The sequence below is a fragment of the Streptomyces sp. NPDC101234 genome (genome assembly GCF_044767525.1).
Taxonomy (GTDB): domain Bacteria; phylum Actinomycetota; class Actinomycetes; order Streptomycetales; family Streptomycetaceae; genus Streptomyces; species Streptomyces sasae.
The window spans coordinates 100,343-117,654 of the sequence record NZ_JBIWOA010000028.1 but is presented as its reverse complement, the minus strand read 5'-3'; the positions used below and the strand labels follow the sequence as shown (position 1 = coordinate 117,654).

Annotated in this window: 13 protein-coding genes; 5 read left to right on the top strand and 8 right to left on the bottom strand. The window is 70.7% G+C overall.

The genetic code is table 11. From position 1 onward, the window contains the following. Window positions 1–79 precede the first annotated feature (79 nt). Entirely contained in the window at window positions 80–1,708 is a 1,629-nt protein-coding gene (locus ACIRR9_RS39470) for a cation acetate symporter (protein WP_403762498.1), read from the bottom strand. After that, a complete protein-coding gene (locus ACIRR9_RS39465; protein ID WP_403762496.1) occupies window positions 1,705–2,061 on the bottom strand; it encodes a DUF485 domain-containing protein in 357 nt (118 codons plus the stop codon). Before ACIRR9_RS39465 ends, ACIRR9_RS39470 begins: the two co-directional genes overlap by 4 nt. 334 nt (window positions 2,062–2,395) lie before the next feature. Between ACIRR9_RS39465 and ACIRR9_RS39460 the strand changes: the two genes are divergently transcribed. The 4 genes from ACIRR9_RS39460 to ACIRR9_RS39445 all read left to right on the top strand — a co-directional run bounded on the left by ACIRR9_RS39460 (window position 2,396) and on the right by ACIRR9_RS39445 (window position 8,099). Then, window positions 2,396–3,922 carry a S8 family peptidase gene (locus ACIRR9_RS39460; RefSeq protein WP_403762493.1) on the top strand — a complete coding sequence of 509 codons (1,527 nt, stop codon included), beginning with the start codon at window positions 2,396–2,398 and terminating at the stop codon, window positions 3,920–3,922. 65 nt (window positions 3,923–3,987) lie between these two features. Further along, the gene (locus ACIRR9_RS39455) at window positions 3,988–5,514 is read left to right on the top strand and encodes a S8 family peptidase (protein ID WP_403762490.1); all 1,527 of its coding nucleotides are present in this window, start codon (window positions 3,988–3,990) and stop codon (window positions 5,512–5,514) included. A gap of 80 nt (window positions 5,515–5,594) precedes the next feature. After that, window positions 5,595–6,971: a CoA transferase gene (locus tag ACIRR9_RS39450; protein WP_403762487.1), complete on the top strand. Its 1,377-nt coding sequence runs from the start codon at window positions 5,595–5,597 to the stop codon at window positions 6,969–6,971. Between the two features lie 120 nt (window positions 6,972–7,091). Beyond that, window positions 7,092–8,099 carry a CopD family protein gene (locus tag ACIRR9_RS39445; RefSeq protein WP_403762485.1) on the top strand — a complete coding sequence of 336 codons (1,008 nt, stop codon included), beginning with the start codon at window positions 7,092–7,094 and terminating at the stop codon, window positions 8,097–8,099. Between the two features lie 71 nt (window positions 8,100–8,170). Here ACIRR9_RS39445 and ACIRR9_RS39440 read toward each other — a convergent pair whose 3' ends face one another. Genes ACIRR9_RS39440 through ACIRR9_RS39430 form a run of 3 tightly spaced genes read right to left on the bottom strand, consistent with a single transcriptional unit; the run spans window position 8,171 to window position 10,782 of the window. Next, a complete protein-coding gene (locus ACIRR9_RS39440; protein ID WP_384568931.1) occupies window positions 8,171–9,217 on the bottom strand; it encodes a zinc-dependent alcohol dehydrogenase family protein in 1,047 nt (348 codons plus the stop codon). A 36-nt stretch (window positions 9,218–9,253) separates the two neighbouring features. Beyond that, the gene (locus ACIRR9_RS39435; protein WP_403762482.1) at window positions 9,254–9,919 is read right to left on the bottom strand and encodes a lysoplasmalogenase; all 666 of its coding nucleotides are present in this window, start codon (window positions 9,917–9,919) and stop codon (window positions 9,254–9,256) included. Continuing rightward, on the bottom strand, window positions 9,916–10,782 hold the full coding sequence (locus tag ACIRR9_RS39430) for a sterol desaturase family protein (RefSeq protein WP_403762479.1): 867 nt from the start codon (window positions 10,780–10,782) through the stop codon (window positions 9,916–9,918). Before ACIRR9_RS39430 ends, ACIRR9_RS39435 begins: the two co-directional genes overlap by 4 nt. A 166-nt stretch (window positions 10,783–10,948) precedes the next feature. Between ACIRR9_RS39430 and ACIRR9_RS39425 the strand changes: the two genes are divergently transcribed. Next, complete coding sequence (locus ACIRR9_RS39425) at window positions 10,949–14,029, top strand: NACHT domain-containing protein (protein ID WP_403762476.1); 3,081 nt, start codon at window positions 10,949–10,951, stop codon at window positions 14,027–14,029. Window positions 14,030–14,032: 3 nt separating this feature from the next. Here ACIRR9_RS39425 and ACIRR9_RS39420 read toward each other — a convergent pair whose 3' ends face one another. Genes ACIRR9_RS39420 through ACIRR9_RS39410 form a run of 3 tightly spaced genes read right to left on the bottom strand, consistent with a single transcriptional unit; the run spans window position 14,033 to window position 17,301 of the window. Further along, window positions 14,033–14,746, bottom strand: a complete 714-nt coding sequence (locus tag ACIRR9_RS39420; RefSeq protein WP_365337264.1) for a VIT family protein — start codon at window positions 14,744–14,746, stop codon at window positions 14,033–14,035. Between the two features lie 45 nt (window positions 14,747–14,791). Beyond that, entirely contained in the window at window positions 14,792–16,018 is a 1,227-nt protein-coding gene (locus tag ACIRR9_RS39415) for an amidohydrolase family protein (protein WP_403762473.1), read from the bottom strand. Then, window positions 16,015–17,301 (bottom strand): amidohydrolase family protein, encoded by a 1,287-nt coding sequence (locus tag ACIRR9_RS39410; protein WP_403762470.1) that lies wholly within the window; start codon window positions 17,299–17,301, stop codon window positions 16,015–16,017. The genes ACIRR9_RS39415 and ACIRR9_RS39410 overlap by 4 nt, the downstream gene beginning before the upstream one ends. Window positions 17,302–17,312 lie beyond the last annotated feature (11 nt).

Sequence of the window (17,312 nt, the reverse complement as noted above, 5' to 3'; positions counted from 1 at the left end):
TGGCCCGATGCCACGAGGTACGACGCGGCCGCGTCGTAGGACCCTACGATCCCGTCGACGCGGCCAGTCGTACGAAGGTTCAGTGCGCCCCGGTGCCGGTCAGGGACCGCACCTCCAGCTCTGCGTACTTCGCGGTGTCCGGGACCTCCTTGGACAACAGAGTGCCCAGGACGCCGAGAAGGAATCCGACCGGGATCGAGATGATGCCCGGGTTCTCCAGCGGGAACCAGTGGAAGTCGACGCCCGGGAACATCGACGACTCCTTGCCGGACACCACCGGTGAGAAGAGGACCAGGCCGACCGCGGTGACCAGGCCGCCGTAGATCGACCAGAGGGCCCCGGCGGTGGTGAACCGCTTCCAGAAGAGGCTGTAGAGGATGGTCGGCAGGTTGGCGGAGGCGGCTACCGCGAAGGCGAGGGCGACCAGGCCTGCGACGTTCAGGTCGCGGGCGAGGGCGCCGAGGGCGATCGAGACCGCGCCGATGCCGACGGTGGCCCAGCGGGCCGCGCCCAGCTCCTGCTTCTCGGTGGCCTGCCCCTTCTTGATGACGTTCGCATAGATGTCGTGGGCGAAGGAGGAGGACGAAGCGAGGGTCAGGCCGGCGACCACCGCGAGGATCGTCGCGAAGGCCACCGCCGAGATGGTGGCCAGCAGGATCGCGCCCCAGTTGGAGTCGACGCCGCCCAGGTGCAGGGCGAGCAGCGGGGCGGCGGTGTTGCCGGACTTGTTGGAGGCGATGATCTCGTCCGGTTTGATCAGCGCGGCGGCGCCGAAGCCGAGGGCCAGGGTCATCAGGTAGAAGGTGCCGATCAGGCCGATCGCCCAGAGGACCGACTTCCGGGCCGCCTTCGCCGTGGGCACGGTGTAGAAGCGGATCAGGATGTGCGGCAGGCCGGCGGTGCCCAGGACCAGGGCGATGCCGAGGGAGAGGAAGTCCAGCTTGCTGGTGCCGGTGGCGCCGTACTTGAGGCCGGGCTCCAGGAAGGCGGATCCCTTGCCGCTGTTGTCGGCGGCCTTGCCGAGCAGGTCGGAGACGTTGAAGTGGAACTTGGCCAGGACCATGAAGGTCAGCAGCAGGGCGCCCGCGATGAGGAGCACGGCCTTGACCATCTGGACCCAGGTGGTGCCCTTCATGCCGCCGATGGTGACGTAGACGATCATCAGGACGCCGACCAGGGCGACGATGGCGATCTTGCCGCCGTCGCTGGTGATACCGAGGAGGAGGGAGACGAGGACGCCCGCTCCCGCCATCTGGGCGAGGAGGTAGAAGATCGAGACGACGATCGTGGAGGTGCCGGCGGCCGTGCGGACGGGGCGCTGGCGCATGCGGTACGCCAGGACGTCGCCCATGGTGTAGCGGCCGGAGTTGCGCAGCGGTTCGGCGACCAGGAGGAGCGCGACGAGCCAGGCGACCAGGAAGCCGATCGAGTAGAGGAAGCCGTCGTAGCCGAAGAGGGCGATGGCGCCGGCGATGCCGAGGAAGGACGCGGCGGACATGTAGTCGCCGGAGACGGCGAGGCCGTTCTGGAAACCGGTGAACTGGCGGCCGCCCGCGTAGAAGTCGGCGGCGTCCTTGGTCTGGCGGCCGGCCCAGACGGTGATGACGAGGGTCGCGGCGACGAACACCGAGAACAGGGTGATGATCAGCGCCCGGTGCTGGCTCGCCTCACCGGCGGCGAGCAGGGTGGTGTGCTGTGCGGGGCTCATGCGCCGCCCTCCATCCGGGACTTGATGGCCTCGGCCTTGGGGTCGAGCTTGGCGGCGGCGTGCCGTGAGTACCACCAGGCGATGAGGAACGTGGTGAGGAACTGGGCGAGGCCGAGGACGAGGGCCACGTTGATGTTGCCGACGACCTTGGTGCCCATGAACCCGTCCGCGTAGTTGGAGAGCAGGACGTACAGCAGGTACCAGGCGATGAAGGCGAAGGTCAGCGGGAAGGCGAAGGAGCGGTGGGAGTGCCGCAGTTCGGCGAACTCCGGACTCTGCTGCACCTCGGCGAACTCCTCGCTGGAGGGGTGCCGGGTCTGCGTGTTCGAGGGCGGTGGTGTCTCGGTAGCCACGGAGTCTCCTCGCGATACGGACATGCGGATTCTGACCTCACAGACACTTGGCTCACCCACCGGGAGTAATGGAGCGACTCCCGTAAGTGATACCGACGGGGGGCCTCGATCCTGCTGCGGCTCCCTGCTCAAGGTCACGGCGCCACGCGTGGGCGGGTTCAACTCGCCCGGGTTCTTTCGGAAGTCGTCCGCGTGAGTCGCCTTTGGTCATTGCTGGCCGGTGAGTGCGGGAGATAGCTTCGCCCTGCACCACCCGTCATGTACCTGCCCAAGCGCCACTCGCGTCTTGGGCGGTTTCGGTTTCGGCTGATGTCCCGGATGATGTGGAGACCCCATGGCTCATCTGCGTTCCAGACGCGGGCTGGCGCTCGCCGTCCCGGTCGCCCTGTCGCTGACCGCCTCGCTCGGCCTGCTGCCGACAGCGGCCTCCGCGGCACCGGTGACGGCCCCGGCGGCACGGTCGGCGGACGGGCCGAACCTGGCCTACGTCGTCAACACCAGGACGGATCACCGCACGATCGAGTCGGTGCGGCAGGCGATCGCCCGCAACGGCGGCACGGTCGTCGTGTCGTACGACAGGATCGGTGTGATCGTCGTGCACTCGGCGAACCCGGACTTCGGCGTGGCGATGCGCGCGGTGCGCGGGGTGCAGTCGGCGGGGGCCACCCGGACGGCTCCGCTGAGCGCGGCGGGGACCACGGACGAGGGTGCCGTACAGGTCCTGTCGAAGGCCGAGGCCGCGAAGGTCGAGCAGAGGTCGACGACGGGTCAGGAGCCCCTCGAGGCCGACCAGTGGGACCTACGGGCGATCGGCGCCGACAAGGCCGCCGCGATCGATCCGGGGAGCCGCTCGGTGACCGTCGGGATCATCGACACCGGCGTCGACGACACCCACCCGGACATCGCCCCGAACTTCTCCGCCTCCCAGTCCGCGAACTGTGTGAGCGGCAAGGCGGACACGACGTACGGCTCCTGGCGGCCGGCGGACTCCGCGCACTACCACGGCACACATGTCGCCGGTGAGATAGCCGCCGCCCGAAACGGCATCGGCGTGGCGGGCGTGGCACCGGGGGTGAAGGTCGCGAGCATCACCGTCGCACAGCCCGACTCGACGCAGCTGTTCTACCCGGAGAGCGTCGTCTGCGCCTTCGTGTTCGCCGCCGACCACGGCATCCAGATCACCAACAACAGCTACTACGTTGATCCATGGCTGTACAACTGCATGGACGACCCGGATCAACGTGCCATCGTTGACGCGGTCAACAGGGCGCAGCTGTACGCCCAGAGCAGGGGCACGCTCAATGTGGCCGCGGCGGGCAACTCGAACGACGACCTGGACTCGCACGCCCTCGTCGACGACTCCAGCCCCGACGACTCGACGGCCACGCCCCGGACGGTCGACCCGCACAAGTGCTTCGACGTGCCGACCCAGCTGCCCGGTGTGGTCACCGTGAGCGCGGTCGGCGTCAACGACACCAAGTCCTACTACTCCAGCTACGGACTGGGCGTCATCGACGTGGCGGGTCCCGGCGGCGACAAGTACCAGATCCCGGACACGCCGTCGAAGAACGGCCGCATCCTGTCCACCCTGCCGAACGACCAGTACGGCTTCCTCCAGGGCACCTCGATGGCGACCCCGCACGTGGCCGCGGTGGCCGCGCTGCTGAAGTCGGCCCACCCGCACGCCGGCCCGGCCCAGCTGCAGGCCCTGCTCAAGGCCGAGGCGGACAACCCGGGCTGCCCGGCGGGCCCCTACGACGGGGACGGCGACGGCGTCGTGGACGCCACCTGCGTGGGCGGCAAGCACGTCAACGGCTTCTACGGCGCCGGTGTCGTCGACGCGCTCCGCGCGGTCAAGTGACCACCGCCCAGCAGCACTTCCCGCACGGCATGCCCGTTTCGCGAACGAACCGGAGGCTCCCACAGATGACAGTGCTCCAGTCCCGCCACCGCCGCGTACTCGCCGTCCCGCTCGGCATGGCCATGGCCGCGGCCCTCGCGTTCCTGCCCAACGTCTCGGCGTCCGCGGCCGCCGTCTCGCCGTCGGCCGACAGCGGCGACGGGACATCGCTCAGCTATGTGGTCAACGTCCGCCCCGGGCACGGCACGTCGGAACGCGTCCAGAGAGCGATCGAGCGGGCCGGCGGCTCGGTGGTGATCGCGTACGACGAGATCGGCGTGATCGTCGTCCACTCGTCGAATGCCGACTTCGCCATGATCATCCGCAAGGTGCCAGGCGTGGACTCGGCCGGGGCCACCCGCAACGCGCCGCTCCCCGCCCAGTCGACCACGGACGTCGGCACGCCCCAGGTGCTCAGCTCCGAGCAGGTGGCACGGGCGGACGCACAGGCGACCGACGGGCAGGACCCGCTGGAGCCGCTGCAGTGGGATCTGCCCGCCATCAAGGCCGACAAGGCGCACGAGGTGACCCTGGGCAGCCCGAAGGTCACCGTCGCCGTCATCGACACCGGCGTGGACGACACCCACCCGGACATCGCCCCCAACTTCGACGCGGCCGCGTCCACCAACTGTGTCTCGGGCAAGCCGGACACGACGTACGGCGCCTGGCGGCCCAGCTCGACCGAGAGCCCGCACGGCACGCACGTGGCGGGTGAGATCGCGGGCGCCAAGAACGGGATCGGCATCACCGGCGTGGCGCCGGGCGTCAAGGTGGCGGGCATCAAGGTCGCCACATCGGCGGGCTACTTCTACACCGAGGCCGTGGTCTGCGGTTTCGTCTGGGCGGCCGAGCACCACATCGACGTCACCAACAACAGCTATTACACCGACCCCTGGTACTTCAACTGCGTCGACGACCCGGACCAGAAGGCGCTCGTCGACGCCATCACCCGGGCCTCCCTGTTCGCGGAGAAGAAGGGCACCGTCAATGTGGCGGCGGCCGGCAACGAGAGCTACGACCTGGCCTCCGACTCGATCACCGACCCGGTGTCGCCGAACGACGGCACACCGCGCGACCGGGTGATCGACCCGCACAAGTGCTTCGACATACCGACCCAGCTGCCGGGCGTCGTCACGGTCGCGGCGACCGGCGCGAAGGGCCTCAAGTCCTCCTTCTCCAACTACGGCCTCGGGGTCATCGACATCGCCGCGCCCGGCGGCGACGCGACGGCCTACCAGACGCCGGAACCTCCGGCGACCAGCGGTCTGATCCTGGGTCCGCTGCCGGGCGGCAGGTGGGGCTACATGGCGGGAACGTCGATGGCGACCCCGCATGTCGTGGGCGTCGCCGCATTGATCAAGTCAACCCATCCGCATGCCTCCCCCGCCCTGGTGAAGGCCCTGCTGTACACCGAGGCGACCGCCACGCCGTGCACCGACCCGTACGACATCAACGGCGACGGCAAGATCGACGCAGTGTGCCAGGGCTCGAAGAACCACAACGGTTTCTACGGCTGGGGCACGGCCGACGCGCTGGCCGCGGTGACCCGGTAGCGGCCGGACACGCCCCGGGTTGACCGATGACTTCGGGGCGCGTCCATATATTGATTCAATCAATAATGCATAGTGCAGTCATGACTGGAATCAACTACGCATGGTCCGCGCTGGGCGGCGATCCGTCGCTGCCCGCGCGGATCACGACCGTGGCACGTGAGGGCACACTCCAAGCACACCTTCCGGTACAGCAGCTCGCACGCGCGTGTGTCGGCGTGTGCGCGCTGGCCGCCGCCGAACTGGGGGCACGGCGGACCGGGGCGGCGGAGGTGCCGGAGGTCCGGGTGGACGACGGGGCCGTGGCGGCCGCGTTCACCAGTGAGCGGCAGGTACTGGTCGACGGGCGGGCTCCCGTGCAGTTCTCCCCGCTGTCCCGGTTCTGGCGCACCGCCGACGGCTGGGTGCGCACCCACGCCAACTACCCGCACCACAGGGCACGGTTGCTGAGCGCGCTGGGACTGCCGGAGGATGCCGCGGTCGAGGACGTGGCGGCGCGGATCGCCGAGCGGACCGCACCGGAGGTGGAGGACGCGGTCTACGGCAGCGGCGGGCTCGCCGTGGCGCTGCGCTCGCCGAAGGAGTGGTCCGGGCACGAGCAGGCCGCCGAGGTGGCCGCCCGTCCGCTGGTCGAGCGGGGCAGGCTGGACGCCGCGCACGCGCGCGTGCTCGCACCGCTCGACGCCGGCGCCTCTCCCCTGCTGCCCGCGGCCGGGCTGCGCGTCCTGGATCTGACCCGGGTGCTGGCCGGCCCGGTCGCGACGCGCACGCTGGGGCTGCTGGGCGCGGACGTGCTGCGCCTGGACGCGCCATGGCTGCCCGAACTCCCCGACCAGCACGCCGACACGGGTTTCGGGAAGCGGTCGGCGACGCTCGACCTGAGGACCGGCCGGGCGGCTTTCGAGGAACTGCTGGCCGCGGCGGACGTCGTGGTCACCGGCTACCGGCCGGGCACCCTGGACCGGTTCGGGCTCTCCCCCGAGGCGCTGGCCGCGCGGCGGCCCGGACTGGTGGTGGCCCAGGTGTCGGCGTGGGGCGCGTACGGGCCGTGGGGAGGGCGGCGCGGCTTCGACAGTCTGGTCCAGGTGGCCACCGGCATCGCGGAGGTCGAGGGTTCGGCGGAGCGGCCGGGCGCACTGCCCGCTCAGGCGCTGGACCACGGCACCGGGTACCTGCTGGCGGCGGGGGTACTGCGGGCGCTGACCGAGCAGTCGTACGACGGCGGCAGCAGGTTCGTGCGGCTGGCCCTGGCGCGCACCGCGAGGTGGCTCATGGCGGAGATCGAGCCGGGCACCGAGGCCGGTGAGCCGTACGAGGGCCCGGACGCCTGGCTCGCCGAGACGGACAGCGCGCTGGGGCGACTGCGGTACGCACGGCCGCCGTTGTCCTTCACGGGCGGCCCGTCGGACTGGGCACGACCGCCCGTGCCGTGGGGTTCGGATCCGGCGCGCTGGGCGTAGCCGCCAGGGGACGACCGCGCATCCCGGTGTGGCCGGAAACGTACGAATAGGTGGATTGCCGTACCGTCAGCTGTTTTCCTTTGGTTGCCCGGTTCTGTCATGGCTGGTGGAGATCATGGGGTGACGTTGACACGACCGACCGCCGAGGTGGCCGCGCGCGGCCCCGCCGGACGTCCCGGGACCGGCCGGGCCGTCGCCGTCCTGGTCCTGGTGGCTCTGGCCGCACTGGTGCCGCTGCTCGGGCCGTCCGTCGCATTGCACGACACCGGGGAGGCGGCGGCGCCGGGGGTGAGCGGCATCGCGTTGCTGCGCGGGGTGATGTTCGCCGCCCTGTGTGCGTCGTCGGGCGAGCTGTTCGTGGACCGGCTGGCCCGCCGGCTGCCGGACGCCCCGGCCGAACGGCCGTACAGCTGGGCGGTGTTCGCGGCCGGCGCCGGTTTCGCGGCCGCGCTGGGGCTGGCCTCGGTCGTGTCGACGGGCAACCTGGTGCCGCACGGTCTCGCCGACATCGACGTGGGCGGCCTGTACCGGTCGCGCGACGGCAAGTTGGCGCTGCTGGAGGTCAACGCCTTTCTGCTGGCCGGGCTGTGCGCCCGCTCGCGCCGCCCGGCCTCCCAGGTGTGGCCGCTGGCCGCGGTGGCCGTCGCCGAGGCGCTGCGCGCTCATCCGGCGCCGGAGCACAGTCCGTTGCTCGGCTCGGCGCTGACGCTGGTGCATCTGACGTGCGCGACGCTGTGGGTGGGCGGTCTGCTGCACGCGCTGCGCACACTGCGGCGGTGGGACGGCCGGGAGGCCGGGGCCGCGCTGCTCGGGCTCTACGCGCGCGTGGCCGCCGTGCTGCTGGCGGCCATCACCGCGACGGGCGTGTGGAGTTCGCTGCGGCGGATGCCCGCGGGCACGATCCTGGACCAGCTGACGACGACGGCGTACGGGCGCACCCTGCTGGCCAAGGTGGTCCTCGTCGCCGCCGTCGCCGCGCTCGCCCTGTGGGCACGGTTCCGGCTGCGCCGTGCTGCCGATCCGCTGACCGCGTACGTCCCGGCGCGGGCCGAGGTGGCCGTGCTGGGGGTGGTGGTCGCGGTGTCGGGGGTGCTGACGGCGCTGCCGCTGCCGATCAGATGGACTTGATCAAGTATGGAGCCGGACGTTGATCAAGCCGTTGATCAAGTCGTTGATCAAGCAGTCGATCCAGCCGTGATTCAGCCGTTGGTGACGAGCACCTTCAGGGCGGTGCGTTCGTCCATCGCCTTGTAGCCGTCGGGCACGCCCTCGATGCCGACGGTCAGGTCGAAGACGGGCGACGGGTCGATGGTGCCGTCGAGGACGTCGGGCAGCAGGTCGGGAATGTAGGCGCGGACCGGGGCGACACCGCCGCGCAGGGCGATGTTCCGGTCGAACATGACGCCGAGGTCCAGTCCGGTGCCGCTGCCGTGCGGCACGCCGACGAAACCGATCGCGCCGCCGTCCCGGGCGATGTCGACGGCCGTCCGCATGGACTGCTCGGTGCCGACGGCCTCGACGACGCAGTGCGCGCCCTGACCGCGGGTGAGCGCGCGGACGGCCTCCACGGCCGCGTCCCCGCGCTCGGCGACGACGTCGGTGGCGCCGAAGCGGCGCGCGATGTCGGTACGGACCTCGTGCCGGCCGAGCGCGATGATCCGCTCGGCACCCAGCCGCTTGGCGGCCAGCACGGCGCACAGACCGACCGCGCCGTCCCCGACGACGGCGACCGTGGCACCGGGACGGACGCCCGCGCCGAGGGCCGCGTGGTGGCCGGTGCCGAGCACGTCGGAGAGGGTCAGCAGGGCGGACAGCAGGTGGTCGTCGGAGGCCGCGTCCTTGGGGAGCCGGACCAGGGTGCCGTCGGCGAACGGGACCCGCACGGCCTCGCCCTGGCCGCCGTCGTAGCCCACGGCGCCCCAGAAGCCGCCGTGCTCGCAGGAGGTCGTCAGGCCCTCCCGGCAGTAGTCGCAGACGCCGTCGGACCACATGAAGGGGGCGACCACGAGGTCCCCGCGCTTCACCGTGCCCACCTCGGAGCCGGTGTCCTCGACGACGCCGAGGAACTCGTGTCCGATGCGCTGGCCCGGCTGCCGGGCCGACTCGCCCTTGTAGGCCCACAGGTCGCTGCCGCAGATACAGGCGCGCAGCACCCGTACGACGGCGTCGGTGGGCAGCTGCACCACGGGCTCGGGTACGTCCTCCACGCGCATGTCGTACGGGGCGTGGATGGTGGTGGCGCGCATGGCGAGGGTCCTTCTCGTGCGGTGTCGTGAGTGCGCTCAAGGGGTGGCAGAGCGCACTTCACGGTACGCCGTGACCGGTGCCGGTCGCGCGTCGAGGGTGCCCCGGACCAGCAGGAACTGCGCGGCCGCATAGGTGAGCATGATCCAGAAGTCGGGCCTCGGCAGCTGCGGCCAGTCGGCGACGCCGGTCGCGATGAGGGTGTCGGAGAGCATGAAGAGCGCGCCGCCGAGCGCCGCGGCCGGGCGGAGCCGGGCGGCCGCGGTGTACGCCATGGCGGTGAGGAGCGTGCTGTAGCCGGCGACGGGGACGCGGAGGCCCGCGGGCAGGTCCGGCCACAGCAGGACGACCAGGGTGACGAGAGCGGCGGCGTAGGCGGGGGCGAGGAGACGCGCACGCGCGCGTGGCGGGCCGCAGCGGCGAAACAGGACCAGGTAGCAGACGTGTCCGGCGGCGAAGGAGGCCATGCCCGCCATGAAGGCGGGACCGGTGTCGGAGAGGAGCAGGACGTCGCCGCCCCAGCCGCACAGCAGGGCGGCGACGAGGAGCCGCGGGCCGCCCGCGCGGGCGGCGTACGCGGCGAGCAGGGGCATGAGCAGCGGCTTGGCGGCCAGATGCCCGGCGCGGAAGCCGACGAGGAGGGAGACGAGGTCGACGGCCGTGGCCAGGACGAACGCGGCCAGCAGCACCCGGGGTGCTCTCACGCGGCCACGGACTCCTCGGTCTGCTCCACGACGGCCGCCGGCGCCCAGCCCGGCCCCCGGAACACCCGCCCGGCCCGCTCCCGCCAGCTTCGGGCGGCCTTCAGGTCCCTGCCGATGGCCATGTACTCATGGGTGGCCACCTTGATCGGGTTGAACGTGTCGATGTTCTTCGTCAACCCGTACACGGGCCGCTCGAGCTCCGGCACCCAGGACCCGAACAGCCGGTCCCAGATGATGAGGATCCCCCCGAAGTTGCGGTCCAGGTACCCGCCCTGGGAGGCGTGGTGCACCCGGTGGTGGGACGGCGTGTTGAACACGAACTCGAACCACCTGGGCATCTTGTCGATGCGCTCGGTGTGGATCCAGAACTGGTAGACGAGGTTCGCGGAGGAGCAGAAGGCGAGCGCGGCCGGGTGCACACCGGCGGCGACGAGCGGGACGTAGAACGGCCAGACGGTCAGCGAGGTCCAGGGCTGGCGCAGCGCGGTGGTGAGGTTGAACTTCTTGCTGGAGTGGTGGACGACGTGGCAGGCCCACAGGAGGCGGATGACATGGTGGCCGCGGTGGGACCAGTAGTAGAGGAAGTCCTGCGCGAACAGCATCAGCAGGACCGTCCACCACAGGACGGGGACGCGCAGCGGGGTGAGCTCGTATATCGCCGTGTAGATCGCGACGATCGGGATCTTCCAGACGAAGTCGAAGAAGATCGACCCGAGTCCCATGCCGACGCTCGTGGCCGCGTCCTTGGCCTCGTATCCCTCGGCGTCGTCGTCGGGATGGATGCGGTAGCTGATCACCTCGATCACGGCGAGCAGCACGAAGGCGGGTATCGACCACAGCACGACATCGGGCAGGTTCGGCATGCAGGCACCGTAGAACCGCTGGTCGGCTGGGGCTAGACGTTGTTACCCACAAGTATGACCGGCGGTATGCGCTTGCTTGTTGGCGACCTCTGCCAACGGGTGGGCCGCCGGACCTACGATTCCGAGGGCGGCGACAGGGGGAGGCCGGGGAATGCAGGGTCTTGAGGTGGTGCTGGTCCGGCTGGCGTCGACGGTGGCCCAGACGGTCGCGAAGTCCCTGCTCACGCGGGCGCCGGGGGCGGGTCTGGTGCCGGATCCGGTACGACCGCTGCCGAGGCCGGCGGAGCCGGATCGACTGGCTCGGGTGCTGGGCGGGCGCATCGAGGGGGCGTACACCGGATTGCCGGAGCATGAGCGGCTCGCGGCGGTGACGGCCGTACAGGACACGTTCGCGGCGGCGGACGCGCTGGACGCGCCCCGGCTGTTCGCCGCGGACCTCGACCCGGAGCGGCTGGCGGGAGAACTGCGGCGGCCGGTGGCGGACTTGGCAGAGCGGGCGCAGGGGCTGTACGAGGAGTTGCTGGGCCTGTGCTGCGAGCACCTGGTGGAGCAGCTCACCACACATCCGTCCTTCGCGGCGCGGGCGGCGGTGGAGCAGACCCGGAGGACCGGGAGGCTGTTGCGGGAAAGGGAGGCGGCCGGGTCCTGGGCCGGGGGCGGGGGCAGGGGCGCGGCCGGTTTCGAGGGGCGGTACGCGGAATACGTCGCCTCCATGCACGCGCGGCTGGAGCTGTTCGGGGTGACGCTCGGTGGTCGACGGCGGGCCGAGTGGTCGCTTGAGACGGCCTATCTGAGCCTCGCGGTGAGCGGAGAGCGGCACTACGAACCCCGGCGCGAGGGCATGCCGGAGGCGCCGCCGACGCCGGTGAAGGTGGAACAGGCGCTTGCGACGGCGGGGCATCGGTTGCTGTTACGGGGGCCGGCGGGGTCGGGCAAGTCCACGTTGCTCCAGTGGCTGGCGCTGAACTCGGCGCGGCAGAGTTTCGGGGCGGAGCTGGCGGACTGGAACCGGTGCGTGCCGTTCGTGCTGCGTCTGCGGTCGTTCCGTACGCCGGAGGGGCTGCCGATGCCGGCGGACTTTCTGTCCGCGTCGGGGGTGCCGCTGGGCGCTCCCGACGGCTGGGTCGAGGGGCTCCTGGTGAGTGGCCGGGCGCTGGTCCTGGTGGACGGCGTCGACGAGGTGCCGGCGCGGTTGCGCGAGCGCACGGAGAACTGGCTGCGGTCGCTGGTCACCGCGTTCCCCCGGGCGCGGTACGTGGTGACGACACGGCCGTCCGCGGTTCCGGAGGACTGGCCGGCCGGGCTGGGGTTCACCGCGCACACCTTGTTGCCAATGGAGCGGGACGACATCAGGGCGTTCTTACGCCACTGGCATGACGCGGCGCGGTTGGAGTGCGGGGCGGAGGCCGCCGAGTCGGAGCTGCTCGCCCGTTACGAGGCGAGCCTGAACGAGGCGGTGGCGACGCGGCGGGATCTCGGGCGGCTGGCCACGAACCCGTTGATGTGTGCGCTGCTGTGTGCGCTGAACCGGGACCGGCGGATGCGGCTGCCGCGGGCGCGGAAGGAGTTGTACGACGCGGCCCTCGACATGCTGCTGGTACGGCGGGACACGGAGCGGCAGATCGCCTCGGTGGAGGGGGTCTCCCTGTCGCGGGACGAGCAGACCGCGCTGTTGCAGCGGCTTGCCTACTGGATGATCCGGAACGGGCAGGCGGAGGCGGCGCGGGACGAAGTCGTCGGCATGCTGGAGGAGTGGCTCGCGGCCATGCCCCAGGTGCGGGAGCAGGGGGACGCGGGGCAGGTCTTCTCGCATCTGCTGATCCGTAGCGGACTGCTCCGGGAGCCTGTGCCGGGGTACCTCGACTTCGTCCACCGCACCTTTCAGGACTACCTGGGTGCGAAGGCCGCGGTGGAGGCGCGGGACTTCGGGGTGCTGGTGCGCAACGCGCATGACGACCAGTGGGACGACGTCGTACGGATGGCCGTGGGGCACGCGCGCGTGGAGGAACGGACGCGGCTGCTACGGCAGTTGTTGCGTCGGGCGGAGAAGGTGCGGAAGTACCGGGAGCGGCTGGTACTGCTGGCCGCGGCGAGTCTGGAGCATGCGCCGGAGCTGGAGCCCGAGGTGAGGCGGGAGGTGGAGGCGAGGACGGGGGAGTTGTTGCCGCCGCGGTCGTTCGAGCAGGCGGAAGCCCTTGCGCGGGTCGGGGAACTGGTTCTGGAGCTGTTACCGGGGCCTGACGGGTTGACGGCGCGGGAAGCAGCGGGGGTGGTACGTACGGCGCGGTTGATCGGGGGGAACCCTGCGCTGGGGATCCTGACCCGATTCCGTTCCGATGAGCGGCGGCTCGTACGCTCCGAACTCAACTCCGCCTGGTCAACGTTCGACACCATCGAGTATTTCGAGGCGATCCTTGACGGCGCCGTCACGTCTGAAGACATGCTCAGCATGGAGCACGCCGAGCAAATCGCGCTTCTGCCGCGCCTTCCCCACCTCACCGACTTGTTCCTGAAAGGTGACCACGTTATTCGACCGGCAGTCCTCGCGCATACGCCCCTCAAGTTCCTGGGATTGATAGACAATGACGTGATCCGCGACTTCTCGCCGCTTGGAAAGCTGCCACATCTTCGGATGTTGACCATCGACGGCTGCAAGGCCGTCACCGATCTCAGCGTTCTCTCCGGGCTTCCTCTCACCGAGTTGCATGTATACCGACCTGCCACGAAGCTCTCACTTTCGCCCCTGACCGAACTACCGGATCTCCGCCATCTGACGTTCGACTTCGCGGCCACGGAGACAAGCGTGGGCGAGCTGAGTTTCGCGCCTCGACTCACGGGTATCGGATTCTTCCTGGAGGCGCACAACATGGAACTGGCCGGCCTTGAATCGCTGACTTCTCTGGAATGGCTCTCAGTCAACAAGGAGCGGCAGTGGCGTCATTTCCTTTCGGCTGGTCCGTTCTCTCCTCTGAAGAAGCTCCAGATAATCGGCGTGCCCGTCGTTGACCTCGCCGACGTGCTGTGCCACCAGGGACTGACCGAGGTCCATCTCAGCAAGACTGAGCATGTGAACCACATTTCCGACCTCGCCGAGCTGCCCACCCTGGAACTCGTCAGTTTCTCGCACTGTGGCCCCATCGATCTGACCCCTCTGGCGCCTCTGTCCCACCTCAAGATCGACCTCTACTCCTGCGACCAGGTCCGAGGCACCGAGCTCTTCCCCCCGGACCGCCTCACCATCGACTGACCCTCATACCCCCACCGCCCCCAGCAGGCTCCCCGCCGCATAAGTGACCCCCATGGCCAGCGCCCCGCCCGCGACGTTCCGCAGCACCGCCGGGCCCACCGCCGCGGCGCCCGACCGCGCGCTGCTCCATCCCGTCAGGACCAGCGCCGCCAGTACCGACACCACCGTCACCGGCAGCCGCCAGTCGGCGGGTGGCAGCACGATCGCCAGCAGTGGCAGCAGCGCCCCCACCGTGAACGCCAGGAAGCTGGCGAGCGCCGCGTGCCACGGATTGGTCAGCTCGTCCGGGTCGATGCCGAGCTCCACGCGCGCGTGTGCCCTCAGCGCGTCCCGTTCCGTCAGCTGGGCGGCCGCCTCCCGGGCCACCTCCCGCGACAGGCCCCGCCGCTCCAGCAGCTCGGTCAGCTCCTCCAGCTCCGCCTCCGGCTGCTCCTTCAGTTCGCGTTTCTCCAACGCCAGTGCGGCCAGTTCCGAGTCGCGCTGGGTGGACACCGACACGTACTCGCCCGCCGCCATCGACATCGACCCGGCGAGCAGCCCCGCCAGGCCCGCCGTCAGCAGCGCGTTCCGGTCGCCCGTCGCCCCTGCCACACCCACGACGATCCCCGCCGTCGAGACGATGCCGTCGTTCGCACCCAGTACGGCCGCCCGCAGCCAGTTGAGCCGGGAGCCGAGGGCTCCCCCATGGGCCTCGTTGTCGTGCGTTGGTTCCGTCACAGCAGGGAGGATCGCACCCCGAGGTGTCCTTCCGCCGCACCGACGTCACCAGACCCGTACCGAGGCCCCCCGTGCGAACACCGGGCTGGTCGCGTCCGCCGGCGGGTCCGGCAACGGCTCGGCGATCTCGGCCACCGTCGGTCCCACCTTCGCCGCGACCGGGTCCAGGAGGTCCAGGTCGAAGCCGTAGACGCGGGCCGCGTTGCCGCCCAGCATCGCCGCGAGTTCGGCGCGTGGGACGCCGGCGAAAGCGAACCGCAGGCCCTCCCTCGTGTACGGATAGGTTCCCTCGTCGTGCGGGTAGTCGCTGCCCCACATGATCCTGTCGAGGCCGATGCGGTCGCGCAGCGGCACCTCGTGCGGACGCATGAAGCTGGCGCCGACGAAGCAGTTCTCCTGCCACACCGACGACGGCGGCTCGCCCATCGACTCCGCGAGGCCCACCCCGAACTTCGACTCGGCGGTCGTCGCCCTCGTCGCGGCCGCCAGCATGCGGCCGTGGTAGTAGTCCAGCATGGCCAGGACCCCCGGGATCCAGCCGGAGCCCTGTTCGGTGAGGACCAGTCTCAGGTCCGGGTGACGGCGGAAGGCGCCGCCGAAGATCAGGTGCCACAGCGCGCGGTGCGAGAACCAGGTCGTCTCCACCATGAAGACCGCGCGGGCGGCGGGTTCGTCGCCGAGCGGCGGGGACGCCGATCCCGCGTGGTGGTTGACGGGCACGCCGAGTTCCGCGCAGACGGCCCAGATCGGGTCGTACACGCGCGCGTGGAGTTCGGGAAGGCCCGAGCCGGGGGGTGTTCCGGGCAGGAGAAGGCCGCCCTTCAGGCCCGCCGTGACCGACCAGCGGATCTCCTTCACGGCCTCGTCCACGTCGTTGAGGAGGATCTGGAAGACACCCGCCCGGCGACCGGGCGCGGCGGCGCAGAAGTCCGCCAGCCAGCGGTTGTGGGCGCGCAGGCCCGCCCACCGGCGCTCGAACTCGGCCGCCGTCGGTGCGGGGGCCATCAGGGAGCCGGAGGGGAAGAACGGCGGGATGGTGTTCGGGAAGATCACCTCCGCGACGATCCCGTCCTCCTCCAGCTCCGCGAGCCGCCGCGCGGAGTTCCAGTTCCGGTCGGCCGAGTCGGCTAGCAGGTCCTCGTAGGGGTTGACGTAGGTCGCCGCCCAGGCGTCGAAGTCGTCGTGGTGGCGCTTGTCCAGGTAGGGCTTGTAGTCGAGGAGGTCCGCGCCCGCGTGGCAGTCGGCCGAGATCACCGTGTAGCGGTCGGTCACCGCGTCACCCCCAGGGTCGGGAAGTCGTTGTCCGTCAGCCAGTGGCGGCCCACCTCGCGCGAGCGGGCCCAGGAGGCCTCCACCGCCGCCTGGTCGGCCTGCTGGCCGAGGTCGGCGGGGGTGGGGCCGATACGGCGGGCGAGCGGGGTCAGGCGGTCCACGTCGAAGTCGAAGACATCGGCCGCCGCGAGGCCGAGCATCCGGCGGGTCTCGGTCACCGGGATGTCGTGGAAGGTGCGGCGCAGCCACGCGCGCGTGTCGGGCCAGGTGCCCTCGGGGTGGGGGAAGTCGCTGCCCCAGAGGATGTTGTCGACGCCGATCTCGTAGCGCTGGGCGAGTTCCCGGCGCTTGGTGTTGGTGGCGCAGACGAACACCTGCCGGTCCAGGTACGCGTGCGGCGGGCGCCTCAGCTCCTCGAAGGGGGAGAGCTTCTTGCCGCCGTGTGCGCCGAGGTAGAGGCGGTCCATGAACCACAGCAGGTTCGGCAGCCACCAGCAGCCCGACTCGGCGACACCGAACTTCAGTCCGGGATGGCGTTCGAAGACGCCGGACCAGAGCAGGAACCACAGCGGACGGGCCGGCCACCACGTCACCTCGCTGACGTAGATGCCGAGATGATCGCCGTACTCGTGGCGCGGGGCCGCCCCGGAGTGGGTGAGGACCGGCATCGCGCACTCGGCCGCCGCGGCCCAGACCGGGTCGTAACGGCGGTCGTGGTAGGGCTCCTTGTCGACCCACATGGAGGGGATCATCAGGGCGCCGAGGCCGGACGCCTTCGCGCGGTACACCTCGGCGACGACCCGGTCCGTCGGTGCCGTGACGGGCAGCAGGGCGACCCCGCAGTGCCGTTCGGGGTGCTCCGACACGAAGTCCGCCAGCCAGCGGTTGTGGGCCCGGGCGCCCGCCATGCCCAGCTCCGGGTCCTGGTCGCCGGACAGGCCGAGGCCCACCCCGAAGGGCGCCGCCGTCCGGCTGTCGACCGCGTCGGCGTCCGGGAAGACCACCTCGGCGGCCACCCCGTCGCCGTCCAGCTCCTTCAGGCGCTGCGCGGTGTCCCAGCCCCCGCGCAGCCCCTCCTCGTTGTCCTCGAACCATTTGGTGGCGAACGCCTCGTTGCGGATGCCGAGCCGGGTCATCTCCTCCCGGCGGCGGTCGCGCCCGGTGAGGAACTCGTCGAAGTCCCGGTGGAACCGGGCGTCCAGATAGGGCCGGTACTCCTCGGTGGGCAGCCCGGCGTGGCAGTCGGAGGAGATGATCAGATACGGGTCGTCAGACGACGTCACGACAGCTCCCT